Genomic DNA, 15,750 nt, shown 5'->3' with positions numbered 1-15,750 from the left:
ATAATTTGAATCTAATTCAAATTAAATTTTACACCATAGGCTCAACAATATTTTAAGAAATTATCATTGAATTTTATTAATGGGAATTTTTATATACTGATTGCCATTTTTTGATACTTTTCCAAAGTTTCCTAGTCTGAGGTTGGTTTGAATTGATGGAAGTATGAGTTTAGGAACACTCAGTGTTTTATCTCTTGTCTCCCTCATCAAAATGTAATCCTTTTTTTTCGTACCTGTCTTTATCATCGCATTGAGTTGCTTTTGCTCAGCAACTGTAGTTTGACTGATTGCTTCTTCATTAACAGTGGGATAATCATGACAGAGATAGATTTTTGTTTCATCAGGGAGTCGATAAATTTTTTGAATCGATTCGAATAAATCCGAAGCATTTCCACCGGGAAAATCAGCTCTGGCGGTTCCCCTTTCGGGAGCGAATAAAGTGTCTCCGACAAACACTGAATCTCCAATGAGATAGGTTGAGCAGGCCGGAGTGTGACCTGGAGTGTGCATTACTTTTGCATCCAGATTTCCAATACTGAAAGTCTCGCTATCTTCAAATAAAACATCAAATTGTTCTCCGGTGATTGGAGTGTCTTCTTCAGTTGCGAATAAGGGAACCCAGAGTTTTAAGACGTCAGTTATTTTTGAACCAATTGCGGTTTTTCCACCTATCTGTTTTTGTAAGTAGAAAGCAGCAGTAATATGGTCTGCATGGATATGAGTTTCAAGTATCCACTCGTTGGTTAGGTTGTTGGTACGAATATATTCGATAATCTTATCGGCGCTTTTTGTAGTAAAACGACCAGAATACTGATCATAATCGAGTACGGAATCAATCACAGCGCATTTATCAGTGCTTTCATCAATCACAATGTATGTAAATGTTGAGGTGTCTTTATCAAAAAAAGTTTCTACTTTCATCATAATACAGTATCGGAAATTGAATCATTAGAATATGAAGCGTTGTGTTGGTTCAAGTTTTTATTTCAAAAAAGTATCCCTGAAACCCAGATTAAGATAACAGGGATACTTGCGAGGTTAATTACAGGCTTTTCTTACAGAAGTACCAGTCAACACATTCGGCATCAGAATTAAGTCTCTGATCAACTGCATCCATATCTTGTGGTGGTGGAACAATGACTTTATCACCGGGCTGCCATCCTTCAGGAGTCGCTATTTTGTTCGCATCTGAGGCTTTCAGCGCTCTTAGAACTCTTAAAAACTCGGGAATGGAACGACCATTTGTCATTGGATAATACACCATTGCTCTCAATACACCTTCCGGGTCAATAATAAAAGTGGCTCTGACGGCTGAAGTATCAGCAGCTCCGGGATGAATCATTCCATAAGCCTTTGCGACATTCATGGACAAGTCTTCGATGATAGGGAATTGGATATCCACTCCGAATTTCTCCTTGATGTTGCGAACCCATGCAACGTGACTGTAGTAGCTGTCAATTGATAAACCCAAAAGATCAGCTCCTTCCGCCTGAAATTCATCATAATGTTTGGCGAATGCCATAAATTCAGTTGTACACACCGGAGTAAAGTCTGCCGGATGTGAAAAAAGAACCAACCATTTGCCTTTGTAGTCTGATAACTCAACAGTACCATGAGTTGTTCTTGCTTTAAAGTTGGGAGCCGGTTTGTTCAATTGTGGAAATTGTACGATTTCATTTGTTTGTTCTTGCATTTTTATTCTCCAAATTTTTATATTAAATTACTGTTTTCTTAAAACATGCGGTTATTATATTAGAAACATCTAATATATTAAAATAGTATATTTAGAGCATAACGATTCAAAAAATAGATTAATACTTTAAACTATTTGGTTGCTGGAAGATAATTACTCAAACGAGTCAATAAAAATCGAATCATTAAAACAATTCGGTTTGCAACAATTGCAGAACCGGAGCAAAACTTTTTCGATGATAAGGGCAGGGGCCGAATTTTTGGAGCATTTCTAAATGGAGTTTGGTTCCGTAGCCTTTGTGTTTATTAAAACCATATTGAGGAAATTCATTGTGAATGTGCAACATCAGTCGGTCACGAGCATTTTTTGCCAGAATTGATGCCGCTGAAATTTCAGCAATGATTCCATCACCACCAATAATAGCTTCTGCCGGTTTTGAAAACTTGGGACATTTATTGCCGTCAATCAGTATTTTGTCAAAAGGAGATTGAAGTTGTTGCACGGCTTTTTGCATTCCCAAAAGGCTGGCTTGCAGAATGTTGATGTCTTCTATGATTTCGGTGCTAATATGAATCACGGAATACTCCAGAGAGTTCTCAATAATAATTTGCTCTAGTTCCAGTCGTTTTTTTTCAGAGAGTTTTTTGGAGTCATTCAATCCCTGAATAGGTTTTTTGAGAATCACCGCAGCAATCGTGACCGGTCCTGCCAATGGTCCTCTGCCGGCTTCATCCACTCCAACTATAACAGACATTGCTCGGCAAATTCTAATACTCTGGATGCAGCATCTTTGTCAGTTAATAATGAGTGGTGCAGCTTTGTGAAATTTTTAATAAATTCTTCGTGTTTATTTGTCTCTTGTAATTTTAATAAAGCATTCAATAAATTCTCTACCGTCATTTGCTTTTGCAAAACTTCATCCACAAGAAAGTCACCATATAAGACATTCGGAAGTGAATAATAAGGCAGTAACATCATTTTAAAAGTTTTAACGATGCTGTAGGTGATTGGTGAGATTTTATATCCAACAACCATCGGTGTTTTGCATAACATGGCTTCCAATGCCACAGTACCTGATGCCAATAGTGCAAAATCGGCGGCTTTTAACACAGCAGTAGCATCATTAAAAACTAGGATATTTAGATTGTTTTGATCGGCAATTTTTTTAATGAAATCAATTTTTTCCGGATTGGTATTTGCAGAAATGATTTGTAATTCCGGATACTGTTTTTGCATTTTTAAAGCGGTTTTTACGAAAATTTCTGTATGAGCTTTGAGTTCGTTGCTCCGAGAACCCGGTAAAATTGCAAGTGCCGCTTGGTCTGGGTTTAATCCGAGTGTTTTTTTAGACTTGGGTTTATCAATTTCTATACTGATATTCTTTGCCAGAGGATGGCCAACAAAAACAGCGCTTCCTCCCGATTTCAGATAATAATCCGGCTCAAAAGGAAACAATGTCATAACCAGATCGGTAATTCGGTTGATTTTTTCAACACGTTTCGGTCTCCACGCCCATATCGACGGACTGACGTAATGAATGATTTTGATGTTGGACTTTTTAAGTTTTTTTTCAATCGGAAAGTTTAAATCCGGCGCGTCAATTCCAATGAAGATATCCGGTTTGGCTTGAATAATATCTTTGATGATTTGTTTTCGGAGTTTTAATAATTTGGGAAGTTTCTTGACAACTTCAGCAATGCCCATAATGGCAAACTCCTTATTCGTACAGATGAGTTCCATTCCGGCTCGTTTCATTTTCTCGCCACCAACCCCGATGAACTCAATATCAGGTCTTTTAGACTTCAAAGAGTCAATTAAATCAGCACCTAATAAATCACCGGAATCCTCTCCGGCAATGAGTGCAATTGTTAGTTTTTTTGAAGTTGTTTCGATGGTTTTATTTTCCTGAATTTCAGCCTCGACATTTTAACTGAATACATGGTTTTTTCCATCCAAAACAACTGTGATTGGAGTTAATTTGGCAGTAAAAACGCAATGAAACCTAATAATTTTATTTTTATTCAATAAGTTACGAGTTATTATTAAAGTTTAACATTAATTAAGTCTTTGATTTCATTAGATTTTTTTAATAAGTAGTTGTTGACTTGTATTTGAAATAGAGATAAAGTGCAATTATGTGGGAAAAAGTGATATTTTGTGGGATTAGATAGTGTTTTTTGGTGAAACAGCAGTCAACTTAGACGCCAAGGGGCGGTTAGCAATTCCGGTGAGATACCGTGAATTGATTGCCGGTGCCTGTAATAATAAGTTGGTTCTGACCTACAATCCTTTTGAAATTTCTTCACTTTTGCTTTATCCGGAGGAAGAGTGGGACAAGCTTAAAGATCAAATTATGGCACTCAGCAGTTTCAATGATGAGCACCGTAATTTGCAATTAAAGTTGGTCGGTAGTGCTTTCCATATTGAGCCGGACAAAGGATTTAGGCTTCAATTGCCGGTAAATATGAGACAAGAAGCATCAATGGACAAAAAAGTCGTCATGTTGGGTATGGGCAAGAAGTTTGAAATCTGGAATGATGATGCATTAATGAAAGTTCGCAGAGCGGTTATTAACAAGTCAGGTGATGAAGTCACTGACGAAATGAAGAAAATAGTGCTTTAAATGAAGAGTGAACACGTTACCGTTTTATTGGATGAAGCGGTTGATGCGCTGAATATTAAAGCAGGCGGAAATTATGTCGATGCAACTTTTGGACGTGGTGGGCATAGTCGCAGAATTTTACAAAAGCTTGAAAATGGAAAATTACTGGTTATTGATCGTGACCCTGAGGCAATATTGGTTGCGAAGCAATTATCTCAGGAAGATGAAAGGGTAGTAGTTGAATATGGGGCGTTTGAAATGCTGGGAGCATTGATAGACAAAAACTTTGAAACGGGGGTTGATGGAATATTGTTTGACCTGGGAATTTCTTCGCCACAAATTGATGTTGCGACTCGTGGTTTTAGTTTTATGCAGGATGGTCCTTTGGATATGCGGATGGATAACTCGCAAGGTGAATCGGCGGCTGATTGGCTTAATCATGCGGACTGGAAAGAAATGTCCAAAGTGTTTTGGAGATACGGTGAAGAGAAAAACGCAACAGCGATTGCTAAAGAAATTGTTTTGTACAGAGAGAATGAAAAACCGATAGAAAACACCGCTGAGTTGGTTTCGATTGTCAGTCAGGTTAATAAAAAACAACAAAACAAACATCCTGCAACTCGTGTCTTTCAGGCCATTCGGATACATATTAATCGTGAGCTCGAGCAAATTAAAAATGTTTTGCCTGAAGCAGTTGAGAAATTATGCAGTGGCGGAAGGCTGGTGGTTATTAGTTTCCATTCGCTGGAAGACAGAATTGTGAAAAATTTTATCAAGGAGAAGATGAAACCGGTGGCTTTTGACAAAAGACTGCCAATTGCCCCTGATTGGAAGTCGGATATCAAAATAATTGGAAAGCCGGTTAAACCTTCAGAAAGTGAAGTGAAAAACAATCCTCGGGCTCGAAGTTCGATTATGCGAGTGGTTGAAAAAGTATGAAAGGTGGTAGCTTGTTATTCACCTTGCTGTTGTTGTTAGCTTTGCTAAGTATTGTTGTCGATTATATTTATTTACAACACAAAAGTCGCAATCAGTTTGTTGAATTACAAAAGTTGATTAATGAGGAACATGAGTTGAATGCGGATTGGGGACGTTTGCAACTGGAATATTCGACAATGGTTGACAACACAAATATAGAAAAAAAGGCGAAGCAATTTTTAGGTATGCAGATGCCTGAACAAAGTCAGATTATTAGTATCAAGCGATAATGAAAAAGGTTAAACACAACAATACAAAAACGAAAGAGATTTCAGGAGATATGCCAAATATTAAAATGCGCATGTCTGTTGTCACTATGTTTTTGTTATTGTGTTTTGGTGTTGTTGCAGTCAGAGCTTTCTCAATTCAGGTCATGGGAACGGAGTTTTATACTGAGCAGGGAGATATGAGGCAAATCAGAGAAGTGAGTTTGCCTGTTCCCCGAGGAAATATTTACGACAGAAATGGAGAGCCCTTAGCTATCAGCACACCAATGGTTTCAGTTGGTGTTGATCCTTCAAAATTGATTAACCAAATTTCCAGATTGGGTCAGTTGGCAGAAGTTTTGTCTTTGGATGAAGAAAAGCTGAATGAATTGGTGGTTAATAAACAAGACAAAAAATTTATCTATATCAAACGCCGTATTCCACCTTATATGGCTGATTCGGTCAAAGCATTAAATATCAATGGTGTTGAGTTCAGACAAGAATTTAAAAGATATTATCCGACTTATGAAATCATGCCTCAGCTGATTGGTTTTACCGATGCCAATGATGTGGGCAAAGAAGGCATTGAAAATACTTATGATAAACAATTGTCTGGAACATCCGGCCGTAAACAGGTTATGCAAGACAGAAAGGGTAATGTGATTCGTGACGTGAAAGAAATCACAGAGGCACAAGCCGGTGAAGATTTGTATTTAAGCATAGACAGAAGATTGCAATATGTAGCATATAAGGCTTTGAAAACCGCCGTTCATTCCAGAAAAGCTGAAAAAGGGGCGGCGATTGTAATGGACGCAATGACCGGTGAAATACTAGCAATGGCAAGCCAGCCTTCATACAACCCCAATAATATATCCGGTGAATCCATTGCAGGAATGAGAAATCGTGCTTTGCACGATATGTATGAGCCGGGTTCGGTGATTAAACCTTTCACAATGGTTGCGGCACTTTTGAGCGGCAAGTTTGATGAAGACAGCATGATTGATACCACTCCATTTGAGGTTGATGGTTACGAATTTAGCGATGCCAGAAATTATGGTGAGATAGATATGGAAACTGTTTTGGGTAAATCCAGTAATATCGGTACCGCCAAAATTGCTTTGAGTTTAGAAAAAGAACATTTATGGAACACATTTAAACTATTTGGTTTTGGCTCAAGTACCAACAGTGGTATTGTCGGAGAGTCCATCGGAAATATTGAGCACTATAACCAATGGAGTAATTCCCGTCATGCAAACATTTCTTTTGGCTATGGTTTGCAAGTGACAACTTTACAATTGGCTACCGCTTATGCAGCAATTGCAAATAAAGGTCGCTGGCGTTCACCAACTTATCTGAAAGGAAATATCAAGCAAGATAAAGCGATTATTGATCCAGATATTGCACGACGTGTGAGTTTGATGTTAGAAAACGTGGTGACCGAACAAAATACAGGAAAAAAAGCACGAATTGAAGGCTATTCGGTTGCCGGTAAAACTGGAACTGCAATCATGGCAGAGAAAGGTGGGTATTCAAACAAGTATATTGCCAGTTTTGTTGGTTATGCACCGGCAAAAGAGCCAAGATTGATTGTTGCTATCAGTATTGTTGATCCGAAAGGTGATGAATACGGTGGAGGCGCGGTAGCTGCTCCTGTTTTCAAAACCATCATGCAGGATAGTTTGAGAATTCTGAACATTTCACCGGATTTGGAAAATGAAACGCAGAATTTCAAAGCAAAGGAGGTTGCTAATGGTTAAGTTAAGTGAAATTTTGAGCTGGATGGAAATGGACCTCATTGGTGATGATTTTGATGTAGTGGATTTGTCACTGGACAGCAGAAAAGTGGAGCAAGGTCATGCGTTCATTGCGCTTTCAGGTGATAGCCATCATGGAATTGATTTTGCCTATCAGGCGCAACGTGCCGGGGCTTGTGTGATTTTTTCAGAGAAGAAAGACAATGAAAAAGTGAAGCCTAAATCGCGACGTCAACCCTTGAGAATAGATGTTTACGAAATAGAGAATTTGTCGCAAAGACTAGGAGAATTGTCATCCAAGTTTTATGGAAATCCGGCTGAAAAAATGAAAATTGTTGGAATTACCGGAACCAATGGTAAAACCTCCTCGGCTTGGATGCTGTTACAAATGTGGAGTCAGTTTGGAATCAAAGGTGGTTATATTGGAACTTTAGGCTATGGAAACTTGCAACAAATGCATGACCAGCCTAACACAACTCCATCGGCTTTGGATTTGCATAAAATATTGGCGGGATTTGTATCAGAGGGCATCACTCACGTCGGTTTAGAAGTTTCGTCACACGGAATTCATCAGGGTCGGGTGAACACGCTTGATTTTGATTGCGTAGCATTTACCAATCTGAGTCGCGATCATTTGGATTTTCATAAAACAATTGAAGAATATGCAGGTGTTAAAAAGCAACTTTTCACAAATTACAATTCGCACTGCAAAGTTGTTAATGCTGATGACTATTATGGTAGTCGTTGGTTAATTGATTTTAAAAACGATAGCGCTAGTTCTAAAGTTTTCAGTTTTGGGTTGAATAATGAAGAATCCGATGTTGTAGCTTCAAAAGTTAATCTGACCGCAAAAGGCATGGACTTCAATATTGGCTTTAATGGTGAAAACAGAGAAATTCATACGTCACTTTTAGGATTGTTCAATGTAGAGAATATCTTGCTTGTTGCAACAGTTTTGTTGGGTCAAGGATTTGATTTTGAAGAAATTTGCAATGCCATTCCACAACTTCAACCGGTACCGGGAAGAATGAATTGCATTATCAGTCATTCTGAAACCCAAAGTGATCCATTAATAATCGTTGATTATGCACATACCCCCGATGCGCTTGAACAAGTACTCAAAGCATTAAAACAACATAATGCCCGTAAAATATGGTGTGTTTTTGGATGTGGTGGTAATCGTGATAAGGGAAAACGTCCGCAAATGGGGCATATCGCTGAACAATATGCTGATAAAGTGATTATCACTGATGATAATCCTCGTTTCGAAGATCCTGAGCAAATTGTACAAGATATTTTGATGGGTATGGAAACTCAACCTAAAGTCATTCATTCAAGAAGGGATGCAATTGCTCATGTGATTACAAATGCAAATGCCGATGATTTGATATTGATTGCCGGGAAAGGTCATGAGGCTTATCAAATTGTTAATGGACAGAGATTTGTCTTTGACGACAGAAGTGTAGCGAAGCAAATTTTGCTGGAACATCAGGAGAGGTGTGCATGATTAACATGAACCTTCACCAAGTTGCAACATTAACCGGTGCTACGTTAATCGGCAAGGCAACACAGTTTCGCGGAATTAGTACAGACTCCAGAGAAGACTGCAAAGGGAAGTTGTTTGTTGCTCTTTCAGGTCCAAACTTCAGGGGTGAGGACTATTGTCCACAAGCATTAAAAAAAGGTGCGGTTGCTGTATTAGTCAGTCATGCTCAGGATAATGTTGCATCTCAGCTTGTTTGTGAAAACACCTTAGAGTGCCTTTCAACAATTGCAAAATACTGGGCAAAACAATGTAAAACCAAAATCATTGCGATTACAGGCTCGAATGGTAAAACCACTGTTAAAAACATGATTCATTCCATTCTGTCATTACAACATCAGTGTGTGGCAACTGAGGGGAATTTTAATAACGAAATCGGAGTGCCGTTAACTTTATGCAAATTATCATCGGCTGATGAATTTGCAGTGATAGAAATGGGCGCAGCGAAATTGGGTGATATAGAATGGCTGGTTTCACTGGTTGATATTCATACCGGTGTCTTGACGAGCACTTCTGCGGCGCATATCGGACGATTCGGCAGTTTGGAGAATATTGTTACTGAGAAGGGTAAAATAATTTCCACATTGAATAGCAACGGATATGCAATTTTACCTAAAGATAATGAAAACTTTGAAAAGTGGAGTCAGTCCACGCAAGGCAATGTAGTTAGCTTTGGCTCTGAAAAAGAATCGGATGTGAGAATGGTTCATGAAAACAATGTGTTTTCGATTGATATCGGAAAATCAGTTATTGAAGATATCCACTTGCCGATTCCAGGAAAACATAATGAATTGAATGCAGCTGCTGCAACAGCCGCTGTTCTTACTTTTGGAATCAGCGCGGAAATTATTAAAGAAGGATTGGAAAAATTCGTTCCGGCAAAAGGACGTTTGGAGCTTGTTGGTGAAATCAAAGGCAATAAGGTTATTAATGATTGCTATAACGCCAATTTGCAATCCGTGAAAGCGGCGATAGATGTTCTTAGCCAATATGATGGAAATACCACTTTAGTCTTTGGTGATATGGCTGAGTTGGGTGAGGACTCAATGGAAATGCATCGTCAGGTTGGAAGCTATGCTAAACAACATCATGTGACCCAGTTGTTGACCGTCGGGAATGACTCAAAATTTGCATCGGATGAATTTTCCGAGCAACCACTCCACTTTGCAAGCAAAGCAGAATTGGAGAAGTTTCTGATGAGCCATTGGCAAAGTGTCGGAACTGTGCTGGTTAAAGGCTCCAGAAGTATGCGGTTGGAAACCGTTATTGACAATTTAAAAAGTATGGAGGATGTCGCATGATTCATTGGATTGCTGAATATTTTCAAGGTGATTTGAATTGGTTGAATTTGTTCTCCTATCAAACATTCAGAGCAATCGCGGCCGCTTTGACTGCACTAATTCTCAGTTTGTTTCTGGGTCCTGCGTTTATTAGAAAATTACAAATGAAGCAAATTGGACAACAAGTTAGAAAACTTGGTCCAGAGTCGCATTATTCCAAACAAGGCACACCAACAATGGGTGGTGGGTTGATTATTTTTGCTGTATTGCTTTCATGTTTGCTTTGGGCCAATTTATCCATCAATTATGTTTGGGTTTGTATGTATGTGTTGTTTGGTTTTGGATTGATTGGCTGGCTGGATGATTATCGAAAACTGGTTTTGAAAAATTCTGCCGGTTTGTCAGCCACATGGAAATACTTTTTACAATCGCTATTTGGAATCAGTGCGGTTCTGTATTTGTTTTACTTCGGCGATGCGAGTTTAAAAACTCAAATGGTGATTCCGTTTGTGAAAGATTTGGATTGGTCTTTGGGATGGCTGGTAATTCCTTTGGGATATTTTGTCATGGTAGGTTCATCCAATGCGGTGAATTTAACGGATGGATTGGACGGTTTAGCAATCATGCCGGTGGTTCTGGTTGCGGCTGCATTAGGAGTAATTGCTTACCTATCCGGACATGCAGTTTTTTCTGAGTATTTGTATATTCCGTTCATTAAAAATAGCGGAGAAGTGTCTGTATTTTGTGCGGCAATTGTTGGATCAGGATTGGGGTTTCTTTGGTTTAACACCTATCCGGCAGAGATGTTTATGGGTGATGTCGGGGCTTTGTCACTGGGAGCGGCGCTTGGAATTGTGGCAATTATTACTCGTCAGGAACTGGTGTTTTTTATTATGTGTGGCGTGTTTGTAATGGAAACAGTTTCGGTGATTCTACAAGTTGGCTCTTACAAACTTCGTAAGAAAAGAATTTTTAAAATGGCACCTATTCACCATCACTTTGAGTTGAAAGGCTGGCCTGAGGCAAAAGTGGTGGTGAGATTTTGGATTTTGGCATTAATTATGGTTTTAGTTGGTTTAGCAACATTAAAAATTAGATAAATGAAAGCAACAGCAATACAAGCGAACAAAAAATCAGTCACCGGAGTTTTTTCCGTTGGTTATGATTTTTGGCTGCTATTTTCCTTGGGGTGTTTGATTTCGCTCGGAATTATTATGGTGGCATCCTCGTCATTTGCTATTGCTGAAAATTCCAATGGAGATGCTTTTTATTATTTGAAGAGACACATCGTATTTATTGGACTTGGAATTTTTCTCAGTTTTATTGTGCTTTCAATGAAAATGGAATGGATGCAAAAATTGAGTAAGGTTTTGATAATTATTTCGCTATTACTACTGATTTTGGTGGTTGTTCCGGGCTTGGGAGTCAAAGTCGGTGGAGCCAGACGCTGGTTGAACTTGGGTATTTCAAGATTCCAAGTTGTTGAAGCGGTTAAACTAGCAATGATTGTTTATTTGGCGGGATATGTTGTTCGTCATAAAGTTGGTTTACAACATAAATTTATAGGTGTTGTGAAACCATTGATGTTGTCGGGGTTATTAGCTGTTCTTTTACTCATGCAACCTGACTTTGGATCGGCTGTTTTGTTGTTAACAATTACATTGTTCATGGTTTTCATTGCCGGAGCCAGATTTAGAGACTTGTTAATTCTGGCAGTGTTTGCAGCCTCAATGATGGCATTTCTGGCTTATGCAGAGCCTTATCGAATTCAAAGATTGATTAGTTTTCAAAACCCCTGGAGCGATCCGTTCGGTGGCGGTTTTCAGTTGGTTCAGGCATTAATAGCTATCGGAAGCGGAAAACTCACCGGTATTGGTGTCGGTGGAAGTGTACAAAAATTATTCTATTTGCCTGAAGCACATACCGATTTTGTATTTTCGGTTTTTGCTGAAGAGATGGGATTTGTCGGAGTAATAGCATTGATAGTTATATACCTACTATTAATTTTCAGAATCTTTTCGATTTCCAAAGTGGCACTGAGTCTTGGAAAAGAATTTTCATCCTATGCCTGTGCCGGAATCGCAGTTTGGTTATCACTACAAACTTTTTTAAGCATGGGAGTGAATCTCGGATTGTTGCCTACTAAAGGTTTAACCTTGCCGTTTATCAGTTCGGGTGGTTCGGCAATCATGATGAATATTCTGGCAATTGCATTAGTGATGCGTGTGTCGTACGAAAACCGAGTCCATTTTGTAAAAGCAATCAAGAAAAAATCAGCAGAGGTGTCATCATGAAAGTTGCAATAATGGCAGGCGGCACCGGCGGGCATATTTTTCCAGGAATTGCAGTGGCTAAAGAACTAATGAAACAAAATGTGGAAATTGTTTGGTTGGGCGCAGTTGGTGGCATGGAGGAAGAAATAGTAAAAAAACACGGAATTGCCATTCATCTTTTAACAATCAAAGGATTGCGTGGAAAGGGTCTGAAAGGTTTGTTGACAATGCCTTTTAAACTATTTGGCGCGACAAGAAGTGCAGGAAAATTTCTTAAGAATGAAAAGGTTTCTTTGGTTGTCAGTATGGGTGGATATGTTGCCGGTCCTGGTGGATTAGCTGCTCGTTTGAAAAGAATTCCAATGATTGTCCATGAGCAAAACAGCAAATTCGGAATGACGAATAAATATCTTTCCCGTTGGGCCAGAAAAGTATTAACAGGATTCAATTTGAATGGTTTATACAACTCAACTTGGGTTGGAAATCCGGTCAGACAAGATATTGAAGATAGCAAAAAAACAGAGAATTCCGACGATAAAGTAAGAGTTTTAATTATTGGTGGATCATTGGGTGCAAAAAGTTTAAATACACGAATTCCGGATTTATTAAAGGATTTGATTCAATCAGGAAAAATATTAGTCAAACACCAGTGCGGTAAAAATAATCAATCTATGACTCAGGAAAACTATCAATCAGCTGATGAGGTCGAGGTTGTTGAATTTATTGATGATATGGCAGCAACTTACAGTTGGGCGGATTTTATTATTGCCAGAGCAGGAGCATTAACAATTGCTGAAATCAACGCGGTTGGTTTACCGGCGATTTTTGTTCCATATCCTTATGCTGTTGATGATCATCAAACTTCAAATGCAAAGCATGTGGTTGATAGCGGTGCAGCTTATATCTGGCAGGAGTCGGACTCCGAAGAAAAGCTCAGTTCCACTATCAAAGATTTGGTAGAAAATGTTGAATTAAGAAAGCAAATGTCTGAAGCCTCAAAAAAATTACATAAACCGAATTGTGCCAAAACAATCGCTGATATTTGCATGGAGGTAATGGCATGAGTTATATGACTCCCGAGAACAGATTTGTCAGCCGTATGCAAAATATCCACATGATTGGAATTGGCGGAAGTGGCATGAGTGGTATTGCTGAGGTTTTGCATAACCTTGGGTTTAATGTTTCAGGTTCAGATATTCAAGCCGGTGACGTGGTTGAACGCCTGAGAAATATGGGAATTACAGTTGCCGTTGGACATAAAGCAGAAAATATAAATGATGCCAGTGTGGTAGTCATTTCATCAGCGATACAAAAAGATAACCCAGAACTGGTGGCTGCTCGTGAAAGTGGCAAGCCAATATTATCCAGAGCGGAAATGCTGGGTGAGTTGATGCGTTTCAAAATCGGGATAGCAGTTGCCGGAACGCATGGAAAAACCACCACCACATCTTTAATAGCAAGTGTTTTGGCTGCAGGGCACTTAGATCCGACATTTGTAATTGGTGGTTTATTGAATTCGGCAGGAACAAATGCCGGGCTGGGAACCAGCGAATATTTAGTCGCAGAAGCGGATGAAAGTGATGGCTCTTTTCAGCTATTACAACCGGTTTTAGCGGTTGTTACAAATATTGATGCGGATCACATGCAGACCTTTGAAGGGCGTTTTTCTCTATTGAAACAAGCATTTAATAACTTTTTGCATCATTTGCCATTCTATGGTGTGGCAATTTTGTGTGTGGATGATGAGCATGTTGCTGAATTAGCATCACGTTTGTTACGTCCGACTATAACTTATGGACTCAGCGAAACAGCAATAATTCGTGCTGTGAATATCAAACATCATCAAATTAATATGAGTTTTGATGTGCTAAATGACAACGCAGTTGTTGCGCAAAATGTAGTGATTAATCTGCCCGGTTTACATAATGTTCAAAATGCCTTGGCAGCATTTGCAGTTGGTTTGGAGTTAGGTGTGGATGCTCAAAACATTGCGAAAGGTCTCGCTGACTTTGCCGGAATTGGCAGAAGATTTAATTTAACAGAAAACATCAAATGTAAATCAGGGTATTTCACTTTGGTGGATGATTATGCTCATCATCCAACAGAGCTTCAGGCAGTGATTCAGGCGAGTCGTCAAGGTTGGGATAATCGTTTAGTAGTGGTTTTCCAACCTCATCGATACACACGAACACGAGATTTATTTGATGAGTTCACCGAAGCATTAAACCATGCCGATGTTTTGATTTTAACCGATGTATATGCAGCGGGCGAGAATTCAATTTCCGGTTTTGAGTCAGCGGATCTCAGCAGAAGTATTCGAGCGAGAGGAAAAATCGACCCGATTTATATAGCTGATATTGAAAACCTGCAAACTGATTTGCAAAACATAATTCATGATGGAGATTTAGTGTTAATGGTTGGTGCCGGTAGTATCGGTAAAGTCAGTAAACAAATTGCTAAAAGTGGTACCTTGGAAAATGGAGAACATTATGAACCTTAAATTTCCAAAACCACTGAATGAGCTAAAAATTGCAGTTGTGATGGGTGGTGAATCTGCAGAACGCGAGGTTTCACTCAACTCGGGAAATGCAGTTCTGGATGCATTATTATCATCAGGAGTAAAAGCTGTTGCCATTGATGGAGTTAAGGAATTGCTTGCATCTAATCCGCAAAATTTCGATGCAGTGTTTAATATTCTGCATGGAGAATCCGGTGAAAATGGTCATTTGGCAGGTTTGCTTGCGTGTATGAATATTCCTTTCACGGGTTGTGATGCTCAAGGCGCTGTATTGAGTTGGAATAAGAATACGGCGAAAACTCTGGCAAGTGCTAAAGGAATTCTAACACCTAAATCTCAACTCCTGAAAAAACCTTCAGAGTTACAAATAACAGATAAAGGACCTTGGATTGTAAAACCAACTGAAGAAGGCTCCAGTGTTGGCTTGTATTATGCCGATTCCGTTGAAGAACTCAAAAAATCTGTAGAAAAAGCACTTGGAGATGTGGATTCGGTTTTGGTTGAATCCTTTATTAAAGGACAAGAGTGTACGGTATCAATCATTAAAGGTGAGGCGTTACCGGTCATTCGTATTCAGCCTTATGTTGGGTTGTACGACTATGAAGCCAAATATAAAAGTAATCAGACACAATACTTTTGTCCAAGTGGATTGGATGATGAAATAGAAAAGGCTTTACAAAGCGATGCTCTCATAGTTTACAACTGTTTAAAACTTAAAGGTTGGGCTCGGGTGGATTTTATTTTGGATGAAAAAGGAAACAGATGGTTTTTGGAAGCGAATACAACACCTGGAATGACAAAAACCAGCTTGGTTCCTAAAGCGGCTGCTGCCATTGGCTGGAATTTTGCAGATTTGGTTTTACAAATTCTGTCAACGGCATTTGAAGAGGAAGTCTAATAATG

The 15,750-nt window shown here is 39.0% G+C and carries 15 protein-coding genes; 11 read left to right on the top strand and 4 right to left on the bottom strand.

The features are described 5' to 3' along the window. Positions 1 to 63 precede the first annotated feature (63 nt). The 4 genes from R3F25_03150 to lpxB all read right to left on the bottom strand — a co-directional run bounded on the left by R3F25_03150 (position 64) and on the right by lpxB (position 3,550). Positions 64 to 924: an MBL fold metallo-hydrolase gene (locus R3F25_03150; protein MEZ5495812.1), complete on the bottom strand. Its 861-nt coding sequence runs from the start codon at positions 922 to 924 to the stop codon at positions 64 to 66. 118 nt (positions 925 to 1,042) lie between these two features. Next, positions 1,043 to 1,693, bottom strand: a complete 651-nt coding sequence (locus R3F25_03145; GenBank protein MEZ5495811.1) for a peroxiredoxin — start codon at positions 1,691 to 1,693, stop codon at positions 1,043 to 1,045. Between the two features lie 184 nt (positions 1,694 to 1,877). Beyond that, the gene (locus R3F25_03140; GenBank protein MEZ5495810.1) at positions 1,878 to 2,447 is read right to left on the bottom strand and encodes a ribonuclease HII; all 570 of its coding nucleotides are present in this window, start codon (positions 2,445 to 2,447) and stop codon (positions 1,878 to 1,880) included. Next, complete coding sequence (gene lpxB, locus R3F25_03135) at positions 2,435 to 3,550, bottom strand: lipid-A-disaccharide synthase (protein MEZ5495809.1); 1,116 nt, start codon at positions 3,548 to 3,550, stop codon at positions 2,435 to 2,437. The genes R3F25_03140 and lpxB overlap by 13 nt, the downstream gene beginning before the upstream one ends. Positions 3,551 to 3,863: 313 nt before the next feature. Between lpxB and mraZ the strand changes: the two genes are divergently transcribed. The 11 genes from mraZ to R3F25_03080 are packed head-to-tail and all read left to right on the top strand — an operon-like array spanning position 3,864 to position 15,745. Beyond that, the gene (gene mraZ / locus R3F25_03130) at positions 3,864 to 4,316 is read left to right on the top strand and encodes a division/cell wall cluster transcriptional repressor MraZ (GenBank protein ID MEZ5495808.1); all 453 of its coding nucleotides are present in this window, start codon (positions 3,864 to 3,866) and stop codon (positions 4,314 to 4,316) included. After that, complete coding sequence (gene rsmH, locus R3F25_03125; GenBank protein MEZ5495807.1) at positions 4,317 to 5,234, top strand: 16S rRNA (cytosine(1402)-N(4))-methyltransferase RsmH; 918 nt, start codon at positions 4,317 to 4,319, stop codon at positions 5,232 to 5,234. Beyond that, positions 5,231 to 5,503, top strand: a complete 273-nt coding sequence (gene ftsL, locus R3F25_03120) for a cell division protein FtsL (GenBank protein ID MEZ5495806.1) — start codon at positions 5,231 to 5,233, stop codon at positions 5,501 to 5,503. Before rsmH ends, ftsL begins: the two co-directional genes overlap by 4 nt. Continuing rightward, entirely contained in the window at positions 5,503 to 7,236 is a 1,734-nt protein-coding gene (locus R3F25_03115; protein MEZ5495805.1) for a penicillin-binding protein 2, read from the top strand. The genes ftsL and R3F25_03115 overlap by 1 nt, the downstream gene beginning before the upstream one ends. After that, positions 7,229 to 8,740: a UDP-N-acetylmuramoyl-L-alanyl-D-glutamate--2,6-diaminopimelate ligase gene (locus R3F25_03110; GenBank protein ID MEZ5495804.1), complete on the top strand. Its 1,512-nt coding sequence runs from the start codon at positions 7,229 to 7,231 to the stop codon at positions 8,738 to 8,740. The genes R3F25_03115 and R3F25_03110 overlap by 8 nt, the downstream gene beginning before the upstream one ends. Further along, on the top strand, positions 8,737 to 10,077 hold the full coding sequence (gene murF, locus R3F25_03105) for a UDP-N-acetylmuramoyl-tripeptide--D-alanyl-D-alanine ligase (GenBank protein ID MEZ5495803.1): 1,341 nt from the start codon (positions 8,737 to 8,739) through the stop codon (positions 10,075 to 10,077). The genes R3F25_03110 and murF overlap by 4 nt, the downstream gene beginning before the upstream one ends. Beyond that, positions 10,074 to 11,156, top strand: a complete 1,083-nt coding sequence (mraY, locus tag R3F25_03100; GenBank protein ID MEZ5495802.1) for a phospho-N-acetylmuramoyl-pentapeptide-transferase — start codon at positions 10,074 to 10,076, stop codon at positions 11,154 to 11,156. The genes murF and mraY overlap by 4 nt, the downstream gene beginning before the upstream one ends. Beyond that, positions 11,157 to 12,350, top strand: coding sequence for a putative lipid II flippase FtsW (gene ftsW, locus R3F25_03095; protein ID MEZ5495801.1), 1,194 nt, complete (start codon positions 11,157 to 11,159; stop codon positions 12,348 to 12,350). Then, entirely contained in the window at positions 12,347 to 13,393 is a 1,047-nt protein-coding gene (gene murG / locus R3F25_03090; GenBank protein ID MEZ5495800.1) for an undecaprenyldiphospho-muramoylpentapeptide beta-N-acetylglucosaminyltransferase, read from the top strand. Before ftsW ends, murG begins: the two co-directional genes overlap by 4 nt. Next, complete coding sequence (gene murC, locus R3F25_03085) at positions 13,390 to 14,829, top strand: UDP-N-acetylmuramate--L-alanine ligase (protein ID MEZ5495799.1); 1,440 nt, start codon at positions 13,390 to 13,392, stop codon at positions 14,827 to 14,829. Before murG ends, murC begins: the two co-directional genes overlap by 4 nt. Next, on the top strand, positions 14,819 to 15,745 hold the full coding sequence (locus R3F25_03080) for a D-alanine--D-alanine ligase (protein ID MEZ5495798.1): 927 nt from the start codon (positions 14,819 to 14,821) through the stop codon (positions 15,743 to 15,745). Before murC ends, R3F25_03080 begins: the two co-directional genes overlap by 11 nt. Positions 15,746 to 15,750 lie beyond the last annotated feature (5 nt).

Source organism: Gammaproteobacteria bacterium (assembly GCA_041395445.1).
In the GTDB taxonomy this organism is placed as follows: domain Bacteria; phylum Pseudomonadota; class Gammaproteobacteria; order Xanthomonadales; family Marinicellaceae; genus NORP309.
Note: the sequence above shows the minus strand (reverse complement) of the source record. Positions and strands in the feature narration are given on the sequence as shown.